Source organism: Microbulbifer sp. SE14 (assembly GCF_059834885.1).
Window position 1 is genome coordinate 47,032 of the sequence record NZ_JCBAJA010000006.1, and the last position, 22,211, is coordinate 69,242.

Below are 22,211 nucleotides of genomic sequence, written 5' to 3' on the forward strand. Positions count from 1 at the left end.
AAGGCAGTGACAATGGACAATTTACAAAGTGTGATCAAAGAGATCCGTTATGCCTACGACAATGTACAACACTACAAACGTAAACTAGACGAGAATGGTATCGACCCGAAATCTATCGAAACCGTCGACGATGTAAGCGCTCTGCCGTTTACCTACAAGATCGATTACCGTAAAAGCTTTCCAGTCGGGGTGATAGCCAAAGGCTTTACTCTCAGCCACCCAATGTTGACCAAATCCAACAGCTCCGGTACTGCCGGAGAACGTTTGATAACAGTGGAAATCGGCATGCTGTTGTTGCAGCGGGCCATGGCTTGCTCCCAGATTCACGCGACGGTTGGCGAGGCGTTTCACCGTCAGGGGAGAAAAATCTGCCGATATGCTGCGCCCAACTGTTCGGATGTAGAATGCGCCAACCCCAACAGTGCACTTGAAGATCGCCTATTGCCGGATCAAACCCTGGTATTACCAGTCTACCACGACTTGATGACCACCTCGCAAAAGATGATTGACCAGGCCATCAATGAGGTCATTAGTTATCAGCCGGATCTGTTTTACGTCGACCCGACCCACTTCAGTTTCCTTCTGCGTCATTTTAAAAAGCAAGGTCAGCCGTTGCCGAATATTCCCGTAGTGACTTCATACTCGGCGGCCAATCTGGTGACCCGTCGCCAGATCACCGAGCTCTTCCCGCAGCAAACCCACTTTGCCGAGTTGCTATCCTCCTCGGAAATGGGTTGGATTGGCATGAGTTGTCCCGCCGGTCATATCCACCTGAATGACAACAGTTTTTACTTCGAATTTATCAACGGGCACGGCCAAACGGTCGCCGAGGGCGAAAACGCCGAGTTGTGTATCAGCAGCATCGACCAAGGTGCCTCACCCCATATTCGCTATATGACCGGTGATATGGTGCGCTACTACAGAGGCAAGTGTAAGTGTGGCAGTGAACACACCCGAGTTCACGTGCTCGGCCGGGCGACGCATTTCATTACTGACCGGCAAAAGCCGGTCATGTCACCCTGGGAGTTCGACCAGATCATACAAGCCCCTGAGTGGCTTGACGTCTACCAACTCGAGCAGCTCGAAAATGATGAGTTTGTGTTACGGATGATAGTCAATGATGGCTACAGCTCGGACGTAGAAAAACCCATAATCGAAGCATTCAAAGATCAACTGGGCAGGAACGTAAACGTCAATGTCATACTGCTCGATTATATCCCCGCGGAACGTTCCGGGAAATTCCAAGCTGTAAAGGGAGCCCTATAACCATGAACCCATCAGATGAATCGACAATCAACCAACTCGCAAGACAAATCGCGGGGGACTTTCCGGGGCTCAATGTCGAAGTTGACGGCCACAAGGTAACCTACCTGGACAATGCCGCAACATCCCTGAAGCCCCATGCACTGGTGGATGCCATCAATGAATACTACCTTGGTATCTCCTCCAACGTCCATCGTGGCAAGAGCTTTACTTTGGAAGTGGTATCCAACCGTTTTGAAGCCTGCCGTTACAAGGTGGCAGAACTGCTCAACTGCTCCGGCAACGAAGTGGTTATGCTCAGCAACACCACCGCCGCCATCAATATGGTGGCTACCGGTCTCAATCTAGAAAAAGAAGACAAAGTAGTGGTACTGTCCGATGCTCACCACTCCAACCTGTTGCCGTGGATGAAACATGCCGCCACGGAAATAGTCCACTTTACCGATAGCGGCATGCTGGATATCGATCATTATTACAAGTTGCTAAAACAACGCCCAAAAGTGGTCGCCATCAGCCACTGTTCCAACGTGACTGGGATTTACCACCCGCTGGAAGAAATGACCAAAGCTGCCAAGGAAGCCGGTGCCACTGTGGTGGTCGATGCAGCCCAATCCATTCCCCATCGTAGACTAGACGTACGCAAACTCAATGTCGACTTTTTGGCTTTCTCGGCGCACAAAATGGCCGGCCCCACAGGGGTTGGCATTTTGTACGGCCGCAAGGAAATGCTTGAAGCCCTCGACCCAATGTGTGTCGGCGGCGGAATGGTTGACTGGGTGGATACTGAACACTATCGACTACGTAAGATCCCTCACCGTTTTGAAGCCGGCACGCCTGACATCGCTGGAGCTTATGGTTTTGGTGCGACGTTGGATTATCTCAACAAAGTTGGCTTTGAACAGCTGGAAAAGCATGACCGGGAAATTGGCAGGCTCATGATGAACATGGCGCTCGATCGCGACTACATCCAAGTGGTCGGCGATCCAAAAGCAGACCGTGGCGCGGTATTGAGCCTGGGTCTGAAGCAGCTGGACCACCTCGACGACATTGCCAGAATATTGAGCGACTCCTATGGTATCGTCTGTCGTCACGGTCACCTGTGTGCACAACCATTTGTTAGCGCCCAGGCCAAGGGGGAGGTACTGCGAGTCTCTGCATACATGTACAACACAGCCGACGACGTGCGCTTGTTCTTCAATGCGCTGGACGAAATCAGCCCCATGTTTCTTCTATAAAAAGGAATAATCTATGGACATTATAAAAAAGAAGGCAGCGCCGTTTTATAAAAGGAAGCCCGTGATCATAGTGACCATCATCGGATTGGCCACACTGGCGATGTTCGCCCTGTCCAGTCTGCGCATCAGCGCCCACAGCGTAGATTCAGACCTGATCCTGACCAGCCAAGTACGTCAGGGCGACTTCTCCATCAAAGTCGCCGGACCGGGTATTCTGGCACCAAAGGACGTCCGGCTGGTCGCCAGCACAGTAGCTGGCCGAGTTGAACGCATTTTGCTGAGGGCCGGTGCCGAGGTCAAGCAAGGCCAGGTGATCGTGCACCTGGAAAACCCAGAACTGGTGCAACAAACTGAAGAGCTAGCCTGGGAAGTCGAAGCGATGGAGAAAGAAACCGTTGCGCTAAAAATACAGCATGAAACCCGCTTAATGGAAATGAGACGCCGTATGCTCCGTAATCAAATGGAATACTCTGTGGAAAAAATTCGCCTGGAAGCAGAAAAGGAACTGATTAACAAAGGAAATGCCACGGTGTCCAAAATTGACTATGAGAGCCGAAAAATGCAAGTTTCTAACTTAGAAACTACTATGGAGCTGGACAAAAACCTGCTGTCGCAACTGGAAAAGAACCTCGCCGCGGAATACTTGGCCCAAGAGGCTCGCCTGAACAGTCAGAAGAAAGCCCTCGAGCGGGCCCGCTTCCAGGTGACTTCACTAGAGGTCAAGGCACCTATTGACGGCATTTTGCAGGCGATGGAACTTGATGTCGGTCAACAGCTCATTGCCGGTAGCAACATCGCCCGTATCGCCGATAAAGATGACCTCATTGCCGAGCTGCAAATTCCGGAGTTGAGCGCCTCAGCCCTTGCCATCGGCCAGCGTGCCATTATCGATACTCGCTTCAACCAAATTGAAGGCAAAGTGATGCGCATTGACCCTGCGGTCACCAACGGTACCGTGCTGATTGAGGTGGAGCTGACCTCCGGCTTGCCTAGCGAAGCGCGCCCGGATTTGTCCATCAATGGAGAGATCTTGATAACGGAAAAACCCAACACCTTATTTGTCCGCCGGCCTGCCTTTTCCAAAGCCAACAATACTCTGGAAGTTTACAGGGTCAACAGCCAAACCAATGAGGCTGAAAAAGTCAGGGTACAGTTTGGATTAGCCTCAAGTCAGGAAATCGAAGTCGTCTCGGGCTTGAAAGCCGGCGATCAGATCATCGTCTCTGAAACAACTGACTTCTCGACCTTCAACAAGATCTCTATTCTGTGATTCGGTCTTGGCCCCGCTGGCTGGTAGCGGGGCCAGTACAGGAACAAAATCAACAGTCAAGTTTAACAACTAAAAATTAGGAATAATCGTTGTGAAAGAACTAATCAAACTCACTAGCCTCAACAAAATCTTTTCTACAGATGAGGTGGATACCCACGCGCTGGCCAGCATCGATATGGTGATCGAATCCGGAGAATATGTCTCACTGTCTGGCCCTTCCGGTTGTGGCAAATCCACCCTGCTGTCGGTGTTGGGACTGCTCGATACCCACACCTCAGGGCAATACCACCTAAATGGCCATGATGTCACCAATCTGGACTCCACCCAGCGCGCTCACATTCGCAACAAAGAAGTGGGATTTATTTTCCAGTCGTTTAACCTCATCAGTGAATTGACCGTGGCAGAAAACGTGGCTCTGCCCTTAACCTACCGCAAAGACATCTCCAAAGCCGAGCGTGCAGATAAAGTCGCCAAGGCTCTGGAAAAGGTAGACATGCAACACCGTACCAAACACCACCCCAGCCAATTGTCCGGTGGCCAACAGCAACGGGTGGCTATCGCCCGAGCCATCGTTGGCGATCCGTCCATCCTGCTGGCGGATGAGCCGACAGGTAACCTCGATTCAAAAAATGCCGAATTGGTGATGAGCTTGCTCGACAAACTCCATCGAGACGGCGCCACCATCTGTATGGTTACCCACGATCCCCGTGGCGCAGAGCGCGCCGAACGGGTGATCCATATTATGGATGGCAAGATTGTCACTGAAGAACAAGTCCTAGAGCAGCAGTACGCCTAAGGAAGATAAACATGAATATATTGAAAGATGTGTTGTTTGCTATACGCTCGATGAGGCACAACCTCAAGTTTACCGCCCTGACGGTGGGCATCATGAGCACCGGCCTGACACTGTGCATTTTCATGTTCAGCTTCTTGTACAACACTCTGCATGTACCGCTGCCGTTTGAAAACGGCGACCATATTCGCTTGGTGTCCAATAAAGGGGTCAACTGGGGCGGCTTCCGTATCCATGATTACGAAGACATGGCCAGCAGCCAAAACAGCTTTGAAATTTTTGATGCCTACAGCGGAGCCAACTACACCTTCAGCCAAGGTGGCAAGGTCTATCAGGAGCAAGGCTTCCACGTCAGCGACAAATTCTTCGAGATCACCGGCGTCAAACCACTGCTCGGGAGAGCCTTCCAGGCAAGCGATTTGGCACCGGGTTCCCCAAATGTGATCCTGATCACCGAGAGAATGTGGCGCGCCTCATTCTCGTCCGATGCCAATGTGGTCGGCCAGAACCTGATGATCGGCGAACAACCTTATCTCATCGTGGGGGTTATTCCTCATGTCAGATTCCCCAATTCGGGAAACCTTTACCTGCCGTTTAAAACCACAGGCAAAGGGATATCCCGTGAACAGGCCCCCATGGTAAGTGTCTACGGTCGACTCAAAAGTACAGTCAATGACGAACAGGCCCAGTCTGACATCGGCCAGATTCTCGATACCATCCGTGCTGCCCATCCGCGCCTGAATGCCAAGGTTAATGCCGAAGTCATCACCTTCCAGGAAAACTGGCTGCCTCTGCCGCTCAACATGATTCTGCCAATGCAGATTTGTGTGGTTCTCATCCTGCTTTTGTCCTCGGTTAACGTTGCCAACCTAATGTTCTCAAGAGCCATAGACAGGAAAAAAGAAATTGCCATCCGTGCCGCCGTGGGTGCTACCCGCCAAAGTGTGTTCAGGCACGTCCTGATGGAAAGCGTGATCATCTGTCTGTTCTCCGGCTTGCTAGCACTGAGTTTGTCCAATATCGGCATCGGGATCAGCCTTGACCTGCTGAGTAAATCCTACAAAGCCAGTGAAGCGCCGATGTGGTGGCAATTCTCCTTGACTACAAACACTATCGCCATGGGCTTGGCGATAACTGTGGTCACCGCGATCATTACTGGTGTATTGCCAGCATTACGGTCGGCCTTTGCCGACATTAACGCTGCACTGCGTGACGGCACCCGAGGCTCGCAAAGCAAGCTTTCTGTACACCTGAGCCGCACCATCATTATTTTGGAAGTGTGCCTGTCCTGCGCATTGCTCATCCCTTCCATTTCCTTGATGTACACGGTGCATGATAAAAACACCATGAATTACGGTGCCAATATGGAAGGCTACTTCACCGCCTTGGTGGAATTCCCCAATGAGGTTGAGCCGTACGCTAATGATCAGGGCAAGCTCAACTACCTGCGCAGAATGGAAAGTGTATTGGAACAAAACCCGGCCATCGAAAAAGTCTCTTATGCGCAAATGCTGCCGTTGACCTGGGCCAACTGGCGTCAGTTTGCCCTGGAGAATACCGATGCTGGCCCGGACCACCAGTACCCTCAGGCGGAGGTCAATTCGGTCAGTGTGGATTACTTTGAAACCATGGGCATTCGCTTACTCGAAGGACGCCTATTTGAAGCAAGTGATCGGGAGACTTCCCAACGGGTGGCAATCATCACCCAAAACTTTGCTGACCAACACTTCCCGACTGGTGATTACATGGGCAAAAAAGTCCGCATCGTCGATGGTCAGGGCAACCACGACTGGCACCTGATTGTCGGTCTGGTCAACGACGTCATTCACGGCGCACCGTCCAGCCGCGCCCAAGCACGTGCCAGCATCTTCCTCAGCATGGACCAGAATCCGGTCAGTTTCCTGACCATGGTGGTGAAGTCATCCCTGCAACCAAGCCAATTGACCGAACTCATCGCCGCCGAAGCCTTCAAGCTGGATTCCAACCACGTTGCCCCATACCGCTATGTCACCAGCGAGCGACTCAAAGAACGACGTCTGGCGTTCATTGACTTCCTCAGCATGCTGTTTACTGCCTTCGCAGTGGCCTCTGTGGTGCTGGCGTTCAGCGGTATCTACGGCGTAATGTCCCATTCCATCGGCCAGAAAACCCAAGAAGTGGGGATTCGTCGTGCGCTGGGGGCAGACGACGCCAACGTCGCCAAGCACTTCCTCAGTGGTGCCGGCATCCTGTTGGCCATTGGGTTGGCGGCGGGTATCCCAGCCGGAATTTCACTCAATCATGCCTTGCAACAATCCGGACTGGTTGAACTATATCCGGCGGTATTTGTGGCAATCCCCCTACTGATAGCCTTGATCATCGTCATCGCCGTGATGGTGCCTATCAAGCGCACACTGAAAATGGAACCCATAGGCGCCCTGCGTTACGAGTAAGGTGCCGCTGGTGGCAACATCTCCGTTGTCACCAGCTTTTCCCATCCAGAGGTACCATATATCGGTGATTTAAGTATGCAATTATTAGACAACCACAAAGCCCTCGCCAACAGCAATGCCGAATTTACTAAAAGTATGTTGAAAAACCCTGAAGGTATCGGGGCGCAAATCCAAGCAATTCGCGGCGGGAACATTCCTAAGGCCTATGAAAAACTGAGAGCATCCGTATCTCCCTGGCCAGTCATCATCGGTACCAAAACTAAAAATGATATGGTTGAGGTCATACAGAAAGTATCCGACCTGCTATTCAAATCTATGGTGATATTGGCCAGGGAATATCCGGACCTTTTCAAAAAGCAATACCCCTTGCCCATCGAATGGTTCAATGAGCTGGACCCGGATCAACCGGCCAGACACTTCATTGTAGGCCGTTACGATGCACTGATGGCTCGTGGCGCCCTCAAATTGGTAGAATTTAACGCGGGCACTAATATTGGCGGCTGGCACTTGTATCACCTCGGTGACCTTTATCGCAAGATTGTAGGTGGCAACAACAAACTGGAATTGACCCAAATCCTCGATGCCTACCTGATCCAAACCGACCACATGGCCCGAGAAAAACTCGGCGGCATCGGCCGCCGCTACAACCTGCTGTTCGAATTTGAAAATGAACAGGAGCTGAGTGAAGAGTCCATAGCCTTTTTTACAGAGGTTATCCAGCGGCTCAACCTCAACCTCAATATCGTGACCGACATCAACTTTTCCAAACTCCGGGTGGACACCAAAGGCGCAACAGTTGACGGCACGCCGATTGACATCGTCAACATCCCGATTTTCAACTTGGATCCCAACGACGAGCGCATTTTAGGCCTCAATGCACTGCACAGGAAAAATAAACTGCTCTTCTCGGACAACCCGGTGGACTTGAGCACTGGTAACAAATCCTGCTTCGCCAACCTCCACTTCCTGCTTGGCCAAAGCCGCCTGAACGACGCCGAAACCCGGCTTGTAAAAAAATACATCCCGTTGACCTGTCACCTCAGCACCGAAGTCACCTCCCTGATTGGCCCCAACCCACTGATTGAAGACGACAAGTTGATGACAGGCAAAGACAACTGGGTGATCAAGCGTGACGGCCTGTTGGGCGGCGACCATGTATACGTGGGCAAATTCACCACTTCGGCTGTCTGGGAGAGCGTACTACGCTTAGCCAAGCGAGGTCCGGGCTGGATAGCCCAGAAGTACTACCCTTCCGATGGCTTTTACGCCCCCACCGACGACGGCCAAATCCTCCAGCACGACTACATTTTCGGCTTCTTCGCCTTCGGCGGCAAGTACGGGGGCACAGGCGTACGCATCATGCCAAGCAACCTCAGCGACGGCGTTGTCAACTCTGCCAAAGGCGCCCAGTACACCGCCGTGCTGGAAGTCGCTACCGCTTCCATGATGATTTTGTAGGGCTTCGCCTTTCTTTACATTTACCGCCTTATGGCGGACTTTAAACCAAACAGCCGACCTTTCAGGTCTGCTGCTTTGATGGCATAAGCCTACTATCGCTTATGAAGTACAGATAGAAGATATAGATGCCCTGCCTAAATCACTTGACCACTACAGGTTTGCTCAGCTGGAGAGAAGGGCTCTCTATCGAGGCGTTTTTAGCAGTGTGAAAGATCTCAAAGAGGAAATTAACCGCTTCATAAAAGTTCATAATCGAGATCTGGCAAAACCATTTAAATGGACAAAGACGGCAGAGAAAATTATCGCGGCTGTCGAGCGGGCAAAGAAGGTGTTACCGAATTAACCGCATGGCCCACTAGTACTCGAAATAGAGGTCGGCAATGCCGTCACCATTGATATCACCTTCGTAGATGGAGTAGCCGTCCAGGTGTATTCCGTTGGCAGAGGCGGGTATTGCAAAAAGACCGAACAGAATGCAGAGGCCTGCGATGGTACTGCGCATGGTTTCCCCCAAAGGACGGTACGAATCTTTTGTTATCGGCTCTTTTTACGAAGTCGAGAGGTGGGAATGCTCCACATATCCACCCAGCTTAACTTGCACTAGCTGGTTGCTATTACGTTAATTTTCTTTTATCCAAAGCACTCGGCCTCCCCGCCGATATCACTCACCGACCAGTCTGCCCGACGGGCACTACAGTTGTTTATGCATAATCATTGCACAAATATCGTGCGATGGAGATAGGCATTCGGCTTAGATTTTTGTCGGACGCGAAGAGCGGGAAAATAGCGCCACCGGCAGACTGAGTCAATTACACGCCATTACATACAACAAATGTCAGGAAAGACATCTCTCGTCTTCCCCACCCTTAATTATGTGCGGCTTTCCTGACGCAGCCCTATGGGTGTTTTCAGCATCCAAATTTGATCCCTTCAAGTTGCCCCGTAGCCGAAGAGCGGGACATCCCGTTCCACGCCCCAACTGCTAGACTGCTGGTAAGTCATTTTTTAACCGCAGCAGGCGGCAGGTGCAAGGCTGGAGCAGTTTATGCCCAAGCACTTCTTTGTCCTCGGGCTGGATCCGTTGCGCCAGGCCTATGCCGAAAGCGTGCGCGATGCCGAACAGTATCGCTTCCATCGGCTGCTCGGCTTCGACGAACTCGTGCTCGCGGAAAGTTATCCCTATGACGAGCTGCTGCAAAAGGCGGAGCAGCAGCTGCGGGATTTCCCCGAACCCATCACCGGCATCCTCGGCCACTGGGATTTTCCCACCAGCGTACTGCTGGCCCACCTGTGCGAGAGAGTCGGCCTGCGTTCCGCATCGCTGCGCGCGGTGCTCAAGTGCGAGCACAAATACTGGAGCCGGCTGGAGCAGCGCGCGGCGCTGCCGGAGTGGACGCCGGAATTCTGCGCGATCAATCCATTTGCGGAAAATCCACTGGAACAGCTGACCATCGATTACCCCCTCTGGCTCAAACCGATCAAGGCCCACTCCTCTTTCCTCGGCTTTCGCATTGAAAGCGACGACGATTTCCGGCACGCAATCGGCATGGTCCGCAAGAAAATCCGCCGCTTCGGCGACGCCTTCAACCAGGCCCTGGCCCACGTCGATGTGCCGCGGGAGGTGGGTGAAGTGGACGGCAACTGGTGTATCGCCGAGGAGATCATTAGCGGCAAGCAGTGTGGTATCGAGGGCTCGATGCTGGATGGCGACTACCGGGTGCACGGCATCGTCGACACGGTAAAGGACAGCAAAAACTGGAGCTTCACCCGCTACGAATACCCGTCGGTATGGCCGCGGCAGGCGCAGCAGAAAATCTGCGCGGCCGGCGAAAAACTGCTGCGCCATATCGGCTTCGACAATTCCCCCTTCGGCATCGAGTTTTTCTGGGACGAACAGACAAACGCCCTGAAGGCGCTGGAGATCAACACGCGCATCTCCCAGTCCCACAGCGACCAGTTCATCAAGGTACACGGGGTGTCCAATCACCAGGTGCCGGTGGACCTGGCCCTGGGGCGTGCGCCGGATCTCAGCGACTGCCGGGGAAAATACCAGTGCGCGGCGAAGTTCATGCTGCGCCGCTACCGCGATGCGCGGGTGGAGCGGGTTCCCACTGCAGCGGAGATCCGGGAGATCGAATCCTCCGTGGCCGACTGCAAAATCGTGCTCACCGTCGAGGAGGGGCAGCAGCTGTCGGAGAAACTCAGCCAGGACAGCTACAGCTATGAGATAGCCGATGTCCTGCTGGGGGCGCAGAACCAGCGCGAACTGCTGGAGGATTACCGCCAAGTGGCGGACCGGCTGCATTTCGAGTTTTCCGACGGCGAGGGGCCGGAGGAGTTCCAGTTCAATCGGGTGCGCTACTGATGAAGGTGGTGGAGCATTTCCCCTACCGGGTGAAAATGCACGAGCATGTGGAAATCCCCATGCCCGACGGCTGCCGCCTGGCCGCGCGCATCTGGCTGCCGGAGAGAGCGGAACAGCACCCGGTGCCGGCGATTCTCGAATATATCCCCTACCGCAAGCGCGACATGACCCGCCTGCGGGACTCCATCACCCACCCCTACCTGGCCGGGCACGGCTACGCCTGTGTGCGGGTCGACTTGAGGGGCAGCGGCGAGTCCGACGGCGTGCTCGTGGACCAGTACCGGCAGCAGGAGCTGGACGACGGCGTCGCGGTGATCCGCTGGCTGGCGGAGCAGCCCTGGTGCGATGGCAACGTGGGCATGATGGGCATCTCCTGGGGCGGCTTCAACGCCCTGCAGGTGGCCTCACTGGCGCCGCCACAACTGAAGGCGGTGGTGTCCGCCTGCTCCACCGACGACCTCTACCTGGACAACATGCACTATATGGGCGGCTGCCTGCTGACGGACAACCTGTCCGAGGCCACCACCATGTTCACGGCCAACACCTCTCCCCCGGACCCAGCCCTGGTGGGTGAGCGCTGGCGCGACATGTGGATGCAGCGGCTGCGCGGCAGCGGCCTGTGGCTGGACATCTGGCTGCGCCACCAGTTTCGGGACAAATACTGGGAACACGGCTCGGTCAGCCAGCGCTACGACGCCATCCGGTGCCCGGTGATGCTGGTGGGCGGCTGGGCGGACGGCTATACCAATGCGATCTTCCGACTGCTCGAGCACCTCCGGGTGCCCCGGCAGGGATTGATAGGGCCTTGGGGACACAAGTACCCGCATATGGGCGCGCCCGGCCCGGCGATCGGCTTCCTGCAGGAGACGCTGCGCTGGTGGGATCACTGGCTGAAGGGACAGGACACCGGCATCCTGGAAGAGCCGATGTTGCGCGCCTGGATGCAGGATAGCGTGCCCCCCACCACCCGCTACCTGGAGCGCCCCGGACGCTGGGTCGCGGAAAACGCCTGGCCGGCGCCGGACATCCGCGAAGCCGCCTATCCCCTGGACGCCACCCGCATCCTGATGGCCGGCGAGCCCCCCTGCCCCGGCGACGAGATGGTGGAGATACAGTCCCCCCTCAGCGTCGGCCTATTCGCCGGCAAGTGGTGTTCCTACACCTATGCCCCGGACCTGCCCCACGACCAGCGCGAGGAGGACGGCGGCGCCCTGGTGTTCGAGAGCGCGCCGCTGAAAAAGGACCTGGAGATACTCGGCGCCCCCTGCGTCGAACTGGAGCTCAGCGTCAGCCAACCGGTGGCCATGGTCGCGGCGCGGCTTTCAGACGTGGCCCCGGACGGCAAGGCGACCCGCGTCACCTACGGACTCTTCAACCTGACCCATCGCAACAGCCATGCCAAGCCGGAACCGCTGGTACCGGGCAGGCGCTACCGGGTGCGGGTGCCGATGAACAATATCGGCCAGAACTTCCCCGCCGGCCACCGGCTGCGCCTCAGCCTGTCCACCTCCTACTGGGCCCTGGCCTGGCCATCGCCCAGGCCGGTGCGGATGGCCGTCTACCCGGCGGCCAGCCGGCTGATCCTGCCCGAGCGGAAACCGCGCCGGTCGGACGACAACATCCGCTTCGAGGCGCCGGAGGGCGCCAGGCCGACGCGGATCAGGATCGTCGAGCCGCCCGAGCACAACTGGCTGGTGCACCGGGACCTGGCCCTGGACGAGTCTGTGCTGGAAGTGATCAAGGACGATGGACTCAAGTATTTCGAGGCCATCGATATGGAAGTGGCCAACCGCATCTGGAACTGGTACCGCTATCGCGAGGACGACCACGACTCCCTGCAGGGGGAAACCCGCACCGAGCGCATCTTCCGCCGCGGCAACTGGTCGGTGCGCACCGCCACCCGCACCCTGCTGACCGCCGATGCGGAAAACTTCTACATTCATGCGGAGCTGGACGCCTGGGAGGGGGACAATCGGGTCTTCTCGGAGAACTGGCAGCGCAGGATTCCCCGGGATCATCTCTGATCCCCCAACCTGTAGGTTGGGGTGAGTACAACGAACCCCAACGAGGGCGCCGGCAATGATGTTGGAGTTCGCGGAGCTCACTCCAACCTACGCTTGCTTGCCGCCCCTTCGCCAGCAGGGCTGGCTCCTACACGCCACCGACCGCTCGGCGCCCCCGCAGGGCTGGATTTCCCCTCGCCAAAACGTCAATATGCCGCCGGTAAACCCACGGCGGCGCGGACACAAACCCCGCCCCTGACGATATTTGAGAGTACAGATAAGCAATGACAGTGAAAGTCGAATCCGTAGACAGCCTGTTGAAATCCAGCGGCCGCGAGGGCAGTGAGACCCGCGTGCAGGGCTGGATCAGAACCCGCCGCGACTCCAAGGCCGGCCTGTCCTTCCTCGCCGTACACGACGGCAGCTGCTTCGACCCGATCCAGGTGGTGGTCGAGTCCGATCTGCACAACTACCAGTCCGAAGTACTGCGCCTGACCACCGGCTGCGCAGTGGATATCACCGGCACCATCAAGCCTTCCGAGGGCCAGGGCCAGGCCATCGAACTGCTGGCTTCCGAAGTGCATGTGGTTGGCTGGGTCGAGGACCCGGACACCTACCCCATGTCCCCCAAGCGCCACACCATGGAGCACCTGCGCGAGCACGCCCACCTGCGCCCGCGCACCAACGTCAGCGGCGCCGTGGCCAGGGTGCGCAACTGCATCGCCCAGGCGATCCACCGCTTCCTCCACGAGCAGGGCTTCAGTTGGGTGCACACGCCGATCCTCACCGCCTCAGACTGCGAGGGCGCCGGCGAGATGTTCCGGGTCAGCACCCTCGACCTGGAGAACCTGCCGCGCACCGACAAGGGCGACATCGACTTCAGCAGGGATTTCTTTGGCGAGGAGAGCTTCCTGACCGTGTCCGGCCAGTTGAACGTGGAGAGCTACTGCCTGGCGCTGTCCAAGGTCTACACCTTCGGCCCCACCTTCCGCGCGGAAAATTCCAACACCACCCGCCACCTGGCGGAGTTCTGGATGGTGGAACCGGAAGTGGCCTTCGCCGACCTGGCGGATATCGCCGACCTGTCCGAGGAGATGCTGAAATACGTCTTCAAGGCAGTGCTGGCAGAGCGCGCCGACGATATGGCCTTCTTCGCCCAGCGCATCGACAAGGAGGCCATCTCGCGCCTGGAAAATATCATCGACAACGACTTCGCCCGCATCAACTACAGCGACGCGATCGAGATACTGGAAAACTGCAAGGAGAAGTTCGAGTTCCCGGTGTCCTGGGGCGTCGACCTGGCCTCGGAACACGAGCGCTACCTGGCCGAGAAGCACTTCAAGAAGCCGGTGATCGTCATGAACTACCCGAAGGACATCAAGGCCTTCTACATGCGCATGAACGACGACGGCAAAACCGTGGCGGCCATGGATGTGCTGGCGCCGGGCATCGGCGAGATCATCGGCGGCTCCCAGCGCGAGGAGCGCCTGGAGAAGCTGGACGAGCGCATGGACGAGATGAACATCCCCGCGGAACACCTCTACTGGTACCGCGACCTGCGCCGCTACGGCACAGTGCCCCACGCCGGCTTCGGCCTCGGCTTCGACCGCATCGTGTCCTATGTGACCGGCATGGGCAATATCCGCGATGTGATTCCGTTTCCGCGCACGCCGAAAAATATCGCCTTCTGATCGCAAGCCCTGCACTGCGGGGCTTTTTGTTTCCCCTGTAGGAGCGGCGGGGCGGCCATCCGCCGTTGGCCGCGATCGGAGTATAATGCGGCCTGAGAGATCCATCGCGGCCAACGGCCGCTCCTACAGACGCAATAATCTGACGAACGGTATTAGGCTCGATCTCCAAACACCGCCATCGCCACAATCAGCAGAATCCACAGCAGCACCAGAAACCACTGCACCGCCTGGCCGCCCCCGGCGGCAGCACCCTCGCCGCCGCCCACGCTCTTCGCCTTGACCTTCCGGTAGTCGAAGGTATGCCGGGTCAGTTCCTCGCCCTGGTAGACCAGCGCCTCCCGCGCACCGGCGCCCAGGGCGAGTTCGCGAAAGGCGCGCACCTCTATTTCCGTCAGCCCGCCCTGGGTCTTTTCCATCGGCTGTATCACTACAATTGGTGAGGGCGCGAGCAGGGTATCGCCGGCGAGCTTGCGGAAAATATGCTGCAGCAGCTTTTCGGCAGCGGCGAAGTCACTAATCAGGGAGCGGGGGTGGGAGAAGGGATCGACGATCTCGATATTTTTTCCGGAAACGGAGTAGGCGCGACTGCCCACGGCGGCGACGGTACTGCGACCATTCTTCTTCTCCACCGCCACCAGCGGGGCCTCGTCGAAGATACTGCCGCTGCCGATATCGGTAACGCGAATGCGCTTTTCCCAGATCTGCACATAGAGGGTAGTTCCCAGCCTGTCGACCAATTTGTTGAACATGCGATGGGCCCTGCCTGCCCCGATCAGGTCTCGTCGACGGCGTTGACCTCCACGCGGACACCCGCCGGATCAGTGAAAAAGATCTGTGTCATGCCGCTGTCGGGCAAATGGGATTTGGTATAGGAGACACCCGAAGATTCGAGCCGCCCTACCAGCTCGGCCAGGTTCCCGGACCGGAATGCGATATGGTCCAGGTGCCCCAGGCTCCCGCTCGGGAAATGAACCCCGCTTTCGGTCAGGTGCACCAGCGGCCTGTCGCCGGCGTAGAGCCAGAAACCGCGGCGGGAAAAGTTCGGCCTGTGCCCCTCGCGCAGGCCGAGCACGGCGCAATAGAAGTCCCGGACCTGCTGCAGCAGGTCCATCGGCGCGCTGATATTGATATGGTCGAGTTCCATTCTGTCACCTTATTCAGACAGTACCTTCCTGCTGCAGCCGCGTTATTTCGGAATCGCTCTTGCCCAGCCATTCCCGCAGCACCTGCTCCGTGTGCTGCCCGAGCACCGGCGGCCCCTGCTCGTACTCGAGTGTAGTCTCGGAAAACAGCACAGGATTGCGCACCGTCTTTACGCTGCCCGCCTGCGGGTGGGGTTGCTCGATGACCATCTCCCTGGCCTGCACCTGGGGATCGGCGAACACCTGGTCGAGGGTGTTTATCGGCCCGCAGGGCACATGGGCGTCGCTCAGTTTTTGCAGCCACCAGGCGGAATCCTTCTGGCGGGTGGCCTCCTCGATCAGCGGCACCAGCTGCTCGCGCGCCAGCACTCGCGCGGAGTTGGTGGCGTAGGCCGGGTTCTCGGCCAGCTCCTCGATACCGGCGATCTGGCAGAAGCGCTTGAACTGGTCGTCGTTGCCCACCGCGAGCATAAAGTAACCGTCACTGGAGGCGACCGCCTGGTAGGGGACGATATTCGGGTGGCCGGTGCCCTGGCGCTCGGGGGCCTTCCCCGAGGTCAGGTAGTTCTGCGCCTGGTTGGCCAGCCAGGCCACCTGGGTGTCCAGCAGGGCCAGATCGATGTGTTGGCCCTGGCCGGTGCGGTCCCGGTGTATCACCGCAGCCAGCACCGCGGAGACGGCGTACATGCCGGTCATCAGGTCCGCCACCGCCACACCAACCTTCTGCGGGCCGGCGCCGGGTTGTCCCTCCGGCACGCCGGTGATACTCATCAGGCCGCCCATGCCCTGGATCATGGCGTCGTAACCGGCGCGGTTCTTGTAGGGACCCGTCTGGCCGAAGCCGGTGATGGAGCAGTAGACGATGCCGGGGTTCACCGCCCTGATGGACTCGTAGTCCAGGCCGTATTTTTTCAGCCCGCCCACCTTGTAGTTTTCCAGCAGGATATCGCAGCGCTCGGCGAGTTCCCTGATCAGCTGTTGGCCCGCCTCGGTGGTGATATCCACGGTGACAGACTTCTTCCCGCGATTGGCGGAGAGGTAATAGGCGGCATCGGCGGTGTCCGCGCCCTGCCCGTCCTTCAGGTAGGGAGGGCCCCAGTGACGGGTGTCGTCGCCGCGTTGCGGGCGTTCGATCTTGATGACCTCGGCACCGAAATCGGCGAACACCTGGCTGGCCCAGGGGCCGGCCAGTATGCGACTGAGATCGAGAACTTTTAAATGCGCGAGCGGACCGGCCATAACTTCCTCTTCTTGAGCTTGCCCTGTCCCCAATGGGGAAAATCGAGCGCAGCCTACCAGATTTGACCGGTCGGTGCCCGGCTTGGACGGGTCGGTAAATGCCCTTACACTGACGCCAATACTAGAAGAATAAGGAGCAGTGCTATGGCTGCCGCACCGCAGAGAAAGTTCCAATCCTTCCGTGACTTCTATCCCTTCTACCTGGAAGAGCACCGCAACCTCACCTGCCGCCGGCTGCATTTTGTCGGCACCAGCCTGGTGATTGCCCTGGTCGCCATCGCGCTGCTAAGCGGCAACTACCTCTGGTTCGCGGCGGTGCCCTTTGCCGGCTACGGCTTTGCCTGGATCGGGCACTTCTTTTTTGAGCACAACCGCCCGGCCACCTTCAAGAACCCCTTTTACAGCCTGTGGGGGGATTTTGTGATGTTCAAGGATATGTTGCTGGGGCGGATTGAGCGCTGAGCGCATTTCCCGCCCAGGGCGAACACAAGGTTCCCCCCTACACGGGAAGCCCAGTGCGTGGAAAGAGATCACTGTCACTCGATCCGTAGATACTCTGTTTCAAGTCAAGCCACTGGCTCGTCATACCGGCGCAGGCCGGCATCCAGTTTAGGGATGCCGGCCTGCGCCGGTATGACGAGAAAAACTGATCGGTAAGGGCGTCGGCCAGGCAACGGCGCCGATGCAACACCCTACGAGTCGGCTCGGGACAGGCCGTATTTGCGCAGTTTGTTGGCCACTGCGGTGTGGGATATGCCGAGGCGCTTCGCCAGTTGGCGCGTCGACGGTTGCTCCGCGACCAGGTCCGCGAGCAGTGCCCTCTCCAGCTGTCCCATCATCTCCCTATAGCTGAGGCCGCGACTCCAGTCTCGCCAGGGCAGTTCCGCACGCACCGCCAGATCCGGCAGGTCCTCCGCCTCGATCTTCGCGCCGCCGCGGGCGCGGCAGCTGCTGGCGGCGGCGGTAACATAGTCCCGCAGACCGTTGAAGTTGTCCGGCCAGTCGTGCCTCCTGAGCTGCGGCAGTACCTCCTGGTCCAGTTCCAACAGCGGCCCCTCGCGACACAGCCCCCTCAGAATGGCCGCGGCGAAGCGATCCAAGGCCGGGCGCATATTCCTGAGTGGCGGCAGACTCAGGGCCAGGGACGAGAAATGCTGTGCCAGCGGGGGCTCCAGCCCGTCGGCATTCATGCAGGTGGCCACCAGGCGTATCTCCGCCGGCAGATCCCGCAGGCGGCGCACCAGGGCCAATTGGGTCTCGGCGGACAGCTTGTGCAGGTCTTCCAGGATCACTGTACTCGCGCCGCGCAGGCTGGCGGGCAACTGGAGTTCCCCGTCCCGCGGGACATACCTGACACAGTCGCCACTTGCCCCCCGGGGTGACAGGTAGTGCAGCGCCGCGGCGAAGGTGCTCTTGCCGCTGCCCCGCTCGCCGGCGATCAGCAGCGGCGCGCCCAGCGCGGCCAGTTCCTGCAGCTGCAGACAGATCTGCCGGCGCCTGTCGTAGTCCCAGAGCGCCATCGGCCGCGGCAGCTCGGAGACTGCCCGCCCCGAATCCCAGGACTGCAGCGTCAGCACCGCACCGGCCAGGGAGTCCACCGCCCCATATCTTCCGCCGCGGGTATCGGGGCTGTCGGCCAGAGCAATCGGCGACCACTCCATGCGGAAGTCGTACCCGCGCACCGTCACCGGTAGGCCGTAGCGCGGCACCGCGAAATCCCGCAGCAGTTCCGCCACCTGCATCAGCGGCAGGAAGCGCTGCAGTTGCAGGCCCGGCACCTTGTCCAGGCTGACCCCGAACGCCCGCGCTGCGGCCAGGTTGGCGGCCACCACCCGGCCCTCCCGGTCCACCGACAGCACCGGATCGGCCACATGGCGCAGCAGCGTATCCAGCTCGAAGTGGCGCCGCTCCGACGGAATCAGCGCAATGCGCCGCACCCGCTGTACGCCCGGCACCCTGAGCAGGGACTTCTCGATGGCCTGGTACTGGGTGGCGAGCATGCTCGGGGCCGACAGGTAGACCTTGTCCCCGCTGTCGCCACCCAATTCACCAGAGGTAACATTTATTCGATATTCGCCAAAGATAAGCATGATTTCATGCAGAATGCCGACACGATTGGCGCAGGTTATTTCGACTCTCACCGCACACCTGTAAACAATTATTTACAGAAAGTGTAGCTCCGGCTCACCTCCAGCCACAAGAGCGCCTCTCCGGCTCTCCCCGCCGTCAGAGCAACTGCCTAAAAATAGGGGACAGATAACAACAAAAGGCAGAGCGGTACCGAATCAGCTGTCCATCCGGGCAGCGAGACTGGTGACTGCCGGGAGCACAGAGTTATGAAAAAAGACGCAAAAAAGCCCAGCAAGTACGTGGCGCGCAAACCGGATGAACAGGGCTTCATCCACTACACCGACATCGAGCACGAGACCTGGCAGCGACTGATCGAGCGCCAGCTGAAGGTGGTGCCGGGGCGCGCCTGTGACGAATACCTGCACGGCCTGGAACTGCTCGACCTGCCCCGCGACCGCATACCGCAGCTGGAGGAAATCAGCAGTGTGCTTCGCCGTGAGACCGGCTGGGAGGTGGCGCGGGTACCGGCGCTGATCGGCTTCGAGACTTTCTTCGGCCTGCTGGCGGACCGCAAGTTTCCGGTGGCCACCTTTATCCGCACGCCGGAGGAATTCGACTACCTGCAGGAGCCGGATATCTTCCACGAGATCTTCGGTCACTGCGCCATGCTGACCAACCCCGCCTTCGCCAACTTCACGCAGAAATACGGCCAGTTGGGCCTGAAGGCGACACCGAAGGAGCGCGCCTACCTGGCCCGCCTCTACTGGTTCACGGTGGAGTTCGGCCTGCTGAATACCAAAGACGGCCTGCGTATCTACGGCGGCGGTATCCTGTCCTCGCCGAAGGAGACCATGTACGCCCTGGGCAACGAGCCGGAGCGCTACGATTTCGATGTACTGGATGCCCTGCGCACCCCCTACCGCATCGATATTGTGCAGCCTATCTACTATGTGCTGGACGGCCTGCAACAGCTGCAGCAGCTCACCGAGATGGACCTGATGGCCAAGGTGCATCAGGCCATCGAGCTGGGGCTGTTCGAGCCGCGCTTCCCGCCCAAAGACGCCGCCTGATGTAAATGCCCCCTGTAGGAGCGGCGGGGCGGCCATCCGCCTTTGGCCGCGATCGGCATAGCCGGCGAAGTGCCGGGCTAGAAACCGATCGCGGCCAACGGCCGCTCCTGCATGCACCACCAACCACTCGCCACTGAAACATTTCGCTACCAGCGCGATCAATCGGAGCCTATCGTTACAGCCATGGGTGCAGTGTGAGCCCAACCGTCCCTGAGGGGCGGATGACTCCACTCAGGCATCAGGGCATTCACAAGGGGTGTTGCGCCACTGACGGCGCTCAAATCGTCACTCAGGGATACACGGCCCCGCGGCTTAGGGAGCTTTGTAGAACCATGTCCTCACTCGACGCGATTGATCGACAACTTCTTGCCATTCTGCAGAACGACGTCAGCCTCTCCATCGAGGAGCTGGCGGAGCGGGTGGGGCTCACCAAAACCCCCTGCTGGCGGCGGGTCCAGAAACTGGAGAAGAGCGGCATCATCCGCCGCAAGGTGGCGCTGCTGAATGCGGAGATACTGGGGCTGCCGGTGTCGGTATTCGCCCAGGTCAAGACCGACCAGCACACGCCGGAATGGGCCGACGCCTTCGCCGCACATATATCGGAGTTGCCGGAGGTGGTGGACTGCTACCGCATGGCCGGGGACTACGACTACCTGCTCCGCATAGTGGTCAGCGATATCGCCGCCTACGACCGCTTCTACAAGGAGCTGATCCGCCATGTGGGTATCAGCGACATCATCTCCAATTTCGCGCTGGAGCAGATCAAGAGCACCACGGAACTGCCGATACCGCCCGGTGAGTAAAAATCGCGAGTTCCTGAATCGAGCTCTGTAGGGTGTGCCGCGCGCACCAGCACTTTCGAGCGGTGCGCACGGCGCACCCTACGAGAGCCCCAACGACACTAATGTGACTGTTCCAGCCGTACCGACATCTATGGATAATGGGACACATTGTCCATCCAGCAAGGACGTCCAGTGACGGAACACACCCTCTTCCAGTCCTTTTTCCTGATCTTCAGCGGTGCGGCCATAGTTGCGTCCCTGGCCCTGTTCGGGCGCCAGCCACTGCTGGTGGCCTATATCGCCCTGGGGGTCCTGCTCGGCCCATCGGGACTGGCGGTGGTGGAGGATGTGCAGCTGTTGGCGGACATGTCCCATATCGGCATTATTTTCCTGCTGTTCCTGCTCGGCCTGGATATGCAGCCGCGGGCGCTGATGTCGGTGTTGCGCAAGGCCACCTTTGTGGGCCTGCTCAGCTGTGCGGTTTTTCTCGGTCTCGGCTTCGCCATAGGCATGCTGTTTGGTTACACCGATATCGAGTCCTGGGTGATCGGCATGGCGATGATGTTTTCCAGCACCATTATCGGCATCAAGCTGCTGCCCACAACGGTACTGCACCACAAGCACCTGGGTGAGCTGATGGTGGGCCTGCTGCTGTTCCAGGATTTCGTTGCCATCGTCTGCCTGATGATCCTGCTCTCCGGCAGCACCGGCCAGCTGGACCTGGCGCAGCTGGGACTTTCTTTCGCCGCCCTGCCCCTGCTGGTGTTTTTCGCCTGGGTGGTGGTCAAGTACCTGCTGATGCCGCTGTTCACCCGCTTCGACCGCTTTCACGAGTATGTGTTTTTGCTCGCGCTGGGCTGGTGCATGGGAATGGCGGAACTGGCGGAGATCCTCGGGCTCTCCCGGGAGATCGGTGCCTTTATCGCCGGCATCACACTGGCCACCAGCCCCATTTCCCAGTACATAGCCCTGAGCCTGAAACCGCTGCGGGATTTCTTCCTGATCCTGTTTTTCTTCAGCCTCGGCGCCCAGTTCAAGCTGGCGATGGTGCCGGAAATCGCCCTGCCCGCCCTCGTTACCGCCGCGGCGGTGCTGGCGATCAAGCCGCTGGTGTTCCGCTACCTGCTCGGCAACCAGAGCGAGCACAAGGTGCTGGCCTGGGATCTCGGTTTCCGCCTGGGGCAGATCAGCGAATTCTCGCTGCTGATCGCCTTCCTGGCCTTCAACCAGCAGCTGATCGGCAGCGGCGCCTCGCACCTGATCCAGGCCACGGCGATACTGACCTTCCTGGTCTCCTCCTACATAGTGGTGTTGAATTTCCCCAACCCGATTGCGATCAAGGATGAGTTGCGCAGGGATTGACGTCTCTGAGCCCGATGTGAAGGCCCCGCTGCCCCA

Annotated in this window: 17 protein-coding genes and 2 pseudogenes; 14 read left to right on the top strand and 5 right to left on the bottom strand. The window is 58.3% G+C overall.

From position 1 onward, the window contains the following. Positions 1-12 precede the first annotated feature (12 nt). The 7 genes and pseudogenes from AC6R19_RS05970 to AC6R19_RS06000 form a co-directional block, all read left to right on the top strand. Positions 13-1,266: a phenylacetate--CoA ligase family protein gene (locus AC6R19_RS05970; RefSeq protein WP_500578835.1), complete on the top strand. Its 1,254-nt coding sequence runs from the start codon at positions 13-15 to the stop codon at positions 1,264-1,266. A gap of 2 nt (positions 1,267-1,268) precedes the next feature. Next, positions 1,269-2,498, top strand: a complete 1,230-nt coding sequence (locus AC6R19_RS05975; RefSeq protein ID WP_500578836.1) for an aminotransferase class V-fold PLP-dependent enzyme — start codon at positions 1,269-1,271, stop codon at positions 2,496-2,498. Positions 2,499-2,511: 13 nt separating this feature from the next. After that, a complete protein-coding gene (locus AC6R19_RS05980) occupies positions 2,512-3,768 on the top strand; it encodes an efflux RND transporter periplasmic adaptor subunit (RefSeq protein ID WP_500578837.1) in 1,257 nt (418 codons plus the stop codon). A gap of 91 nt (positions 3,769-3,859) precedes the next feature. Further along, entirely contained in the window at positions 3,860-4,564 is a 705-nt protein-coding gene (locus AC6R19_RS05985; RefSeq protein ID WP_500578838.1) for an ABC transporter ATP-binding protein, read from the top strand. 11 nt (positions 4,565-4,575) lie between these two features. Beyond that, on the top strand, positions 4,576-6,993 hold the full coding sequence (locus tag AC6R19_RS05990) for an ABC transporter permease (protein WP_500578839.1): 2,418 nt from the start codon (positions 4,576-4,578) through the stop codon (positions 6,991-6,993). A 75-nt stretch (positions 6,994-7,068) separates the two neighbouring features. Then, positions 7,069-8,451, top strand: a complete 1,383-nt coding sequence (locus tag AC6R19_RS05995) for a hypothetical protein (protein ID WP_500578841.1) — start codon at positions 7,069-7,071, stop codon at positions 8,449-8,451. 157 nt (positions 8,452-8,608) lie between these two features. Continuing rightward, positions 8,609-8,794, top strand: a pseudogene (locus tag AC6R19_RS06000) (IS630 family transposase); the annotation flags it as partial. A gap of 12 nt (positions 8,795-8,806) precedes the next feature. On the opposite strand, the gene AC6R19_RS06005 reads toward AC6R19_RS06000, so the two are convergent. Continuing rightward, positions 8,807-8,953 (bottom strand): hypothetical protein, encoded by a 147-nt coding sequence (locus tag AC6R19_RS06005; protein WP_500578842.1) that lies wholly within the window; start codon positions 8,951-8,953, stop codon positions 8,807-8,809. A gap of 543 nt (positions 8,954-9,496) precedes the next feature. Here AC6R19_RS06005 and AC6R19_RS06010 point away from each other — a divergent pair. From AC6R19_RS06010 to asnS, 3 genes are all read left to right on the top strand, one after another. Then, the gene (locus AC6R19_RS06010; protein WP_500578844.1) at positions 9,497-10,816 is read left to right on the top strand and encodes an ATP-grasp domain-containing protein; all 1,320 of its coding nucleotides are present in this window, start codon (positions 9,497-9,499) and stop codon (positions 10,814-10,816) included. Then, positions 10,816-12,840: a CocE/NonD family hydrolase gene (locus tag AC6R19_RS06015; protein ID WP_500578846.1), complete on the top strand. Its 2,025-nt coding sequence runs from the start codon at positions 10,816-10,818 to the stop codon at positions 12,838-12,840. The genes AC6R19_RS06010 and AC6R19_RS06015 overlap by 1 nt, the downstream gene beginning before the upstream one ends. A gap of 263 nt (positions 12,841-13,103) precedes the next feature. Further along, positions 13,104-14,510, top strand: a complete 1,407-nt coding sequence (gene asnS / locus AC6R19_RS06020) for an asparagine--tRNA ligase (RefSeq protein ID WP_500578847.1) — start codon at positions 13,104-13,106, stop codon at positions 14,508-14,510. 152 nt (positions 14,511-14,662) lie between these two features. Here asnS and AC6R19_RS06025 read toward each other — a convergent pair whose 3' ends face one another. Genes AC6R19_RS06025 through AC6R19_RS06035 form a run of 3 tightly spaced genes read right to left on the bottom strand, consistent with a single transcriptional unit; the run spans position 14,663 to position 16,891 of the window. Further along, positions 14,663-15,259: a rod shape-determining protein gene (locus AC6R19_RS06025; RefSeq protein ID WP_500578848.1), complete on the bottom strand. Its 597-nt coding sequence runs from the start codon at positions 15,257-15,259 to the stop codon at positions 14,663-14,665. A gap of 23 nt (positions 15,260-15,282) precedes the next feature. Next, complete coding sequence (locus AC6R19_RS06030) at positions 15,283-15,654, bottom strand: VOC family protein (RefSeq protein WP_500578849.1); 372 nt, start codon at positions 15,652-15,654, stop codon at positions 15,283-15,285. Positions 15,655-15,667: 13 nt separating this feature from the next. After that, entirely contained in the window at positions 15,668-16,891 is a 1,224-nt protein-coding gene (locus tag AC6R19_RS06035; protein ID WP_500578850.1) for a CaiB/BaiF CoA transferase family protein, read from the bottom strand. A gap of 144 nt (positions 16,892-17,035) precedes the next feature. Between AC6R19_RS06035 and AC6R19_RS06040 the strand changes: the two genes are divergently transcribed. Further along, positions 17,036-17,353, top strand: coding sequence for an Mpo1-like protein (locus AC6R19_RS06040; protein WP_500578852.1), 318 nt, complete (start codon positions 17,036-17,038; stop codon positions 17,351-17,353). A 230-nt stretch (positions 17,354-17,583) separates the two neighbouring features. Here AC6R19_RS06040 and AC6R19_RS06045 read toward each other — a convergent pair whose 3' ends face one another. Further along, positions 17,584-18,981, bottom strand: coding sequence for a TyrR/PhhR family helix-turn-helix DNA-binding protein (locus AC6R19_RS06045; protein WP_500578853.1), 1,398 nt, complete (start codon positions 18,979-18,981; stop codon positions 17,584-17,586). A gap of 207 nt (positions 18,982-19,188) precedes the next feature. On the opposite strand from AC6R19_RS06045, the pseudogene phhA reads away from it, so the two are divergent. The 3 genes and pseudogenes from phhA to AC6R19_RS06060 all read left to right on the top strand — a co-directional run. Then, positions 19,189-20,031 (top strand): annotated as a pseudogene (gene phhA / locus AC6R19_RS06050) (phenylalanine 4-monooxygenase); the annotation flags it as partial. 332 nt (positions 20,032-20,363) lie between these two features. Next, positions 20,364-20,834, top strand: coding sequence for an Lrp/AsnC family transcriptional regulator (locus AC6R19_RS06055; protein WP_500578854.1), 471 nt, complete (start codon positions 20,364-20,366; stop codon positions 20,832-20,834). A gap of 171 nt (positions 20,835-21,005) precedes the next feature. Further along, entirely contained in the window at positions 21,006-22,175 is a 1,170-nt protein-coding gene (locus AC6R19_RS06060) for a cation:proton antiporter domain-containing protein (RefSeq protein WP_500578855.1), read from the top strand. Positions 22,176-22,211: the final 36 nt, after the last annotated feature.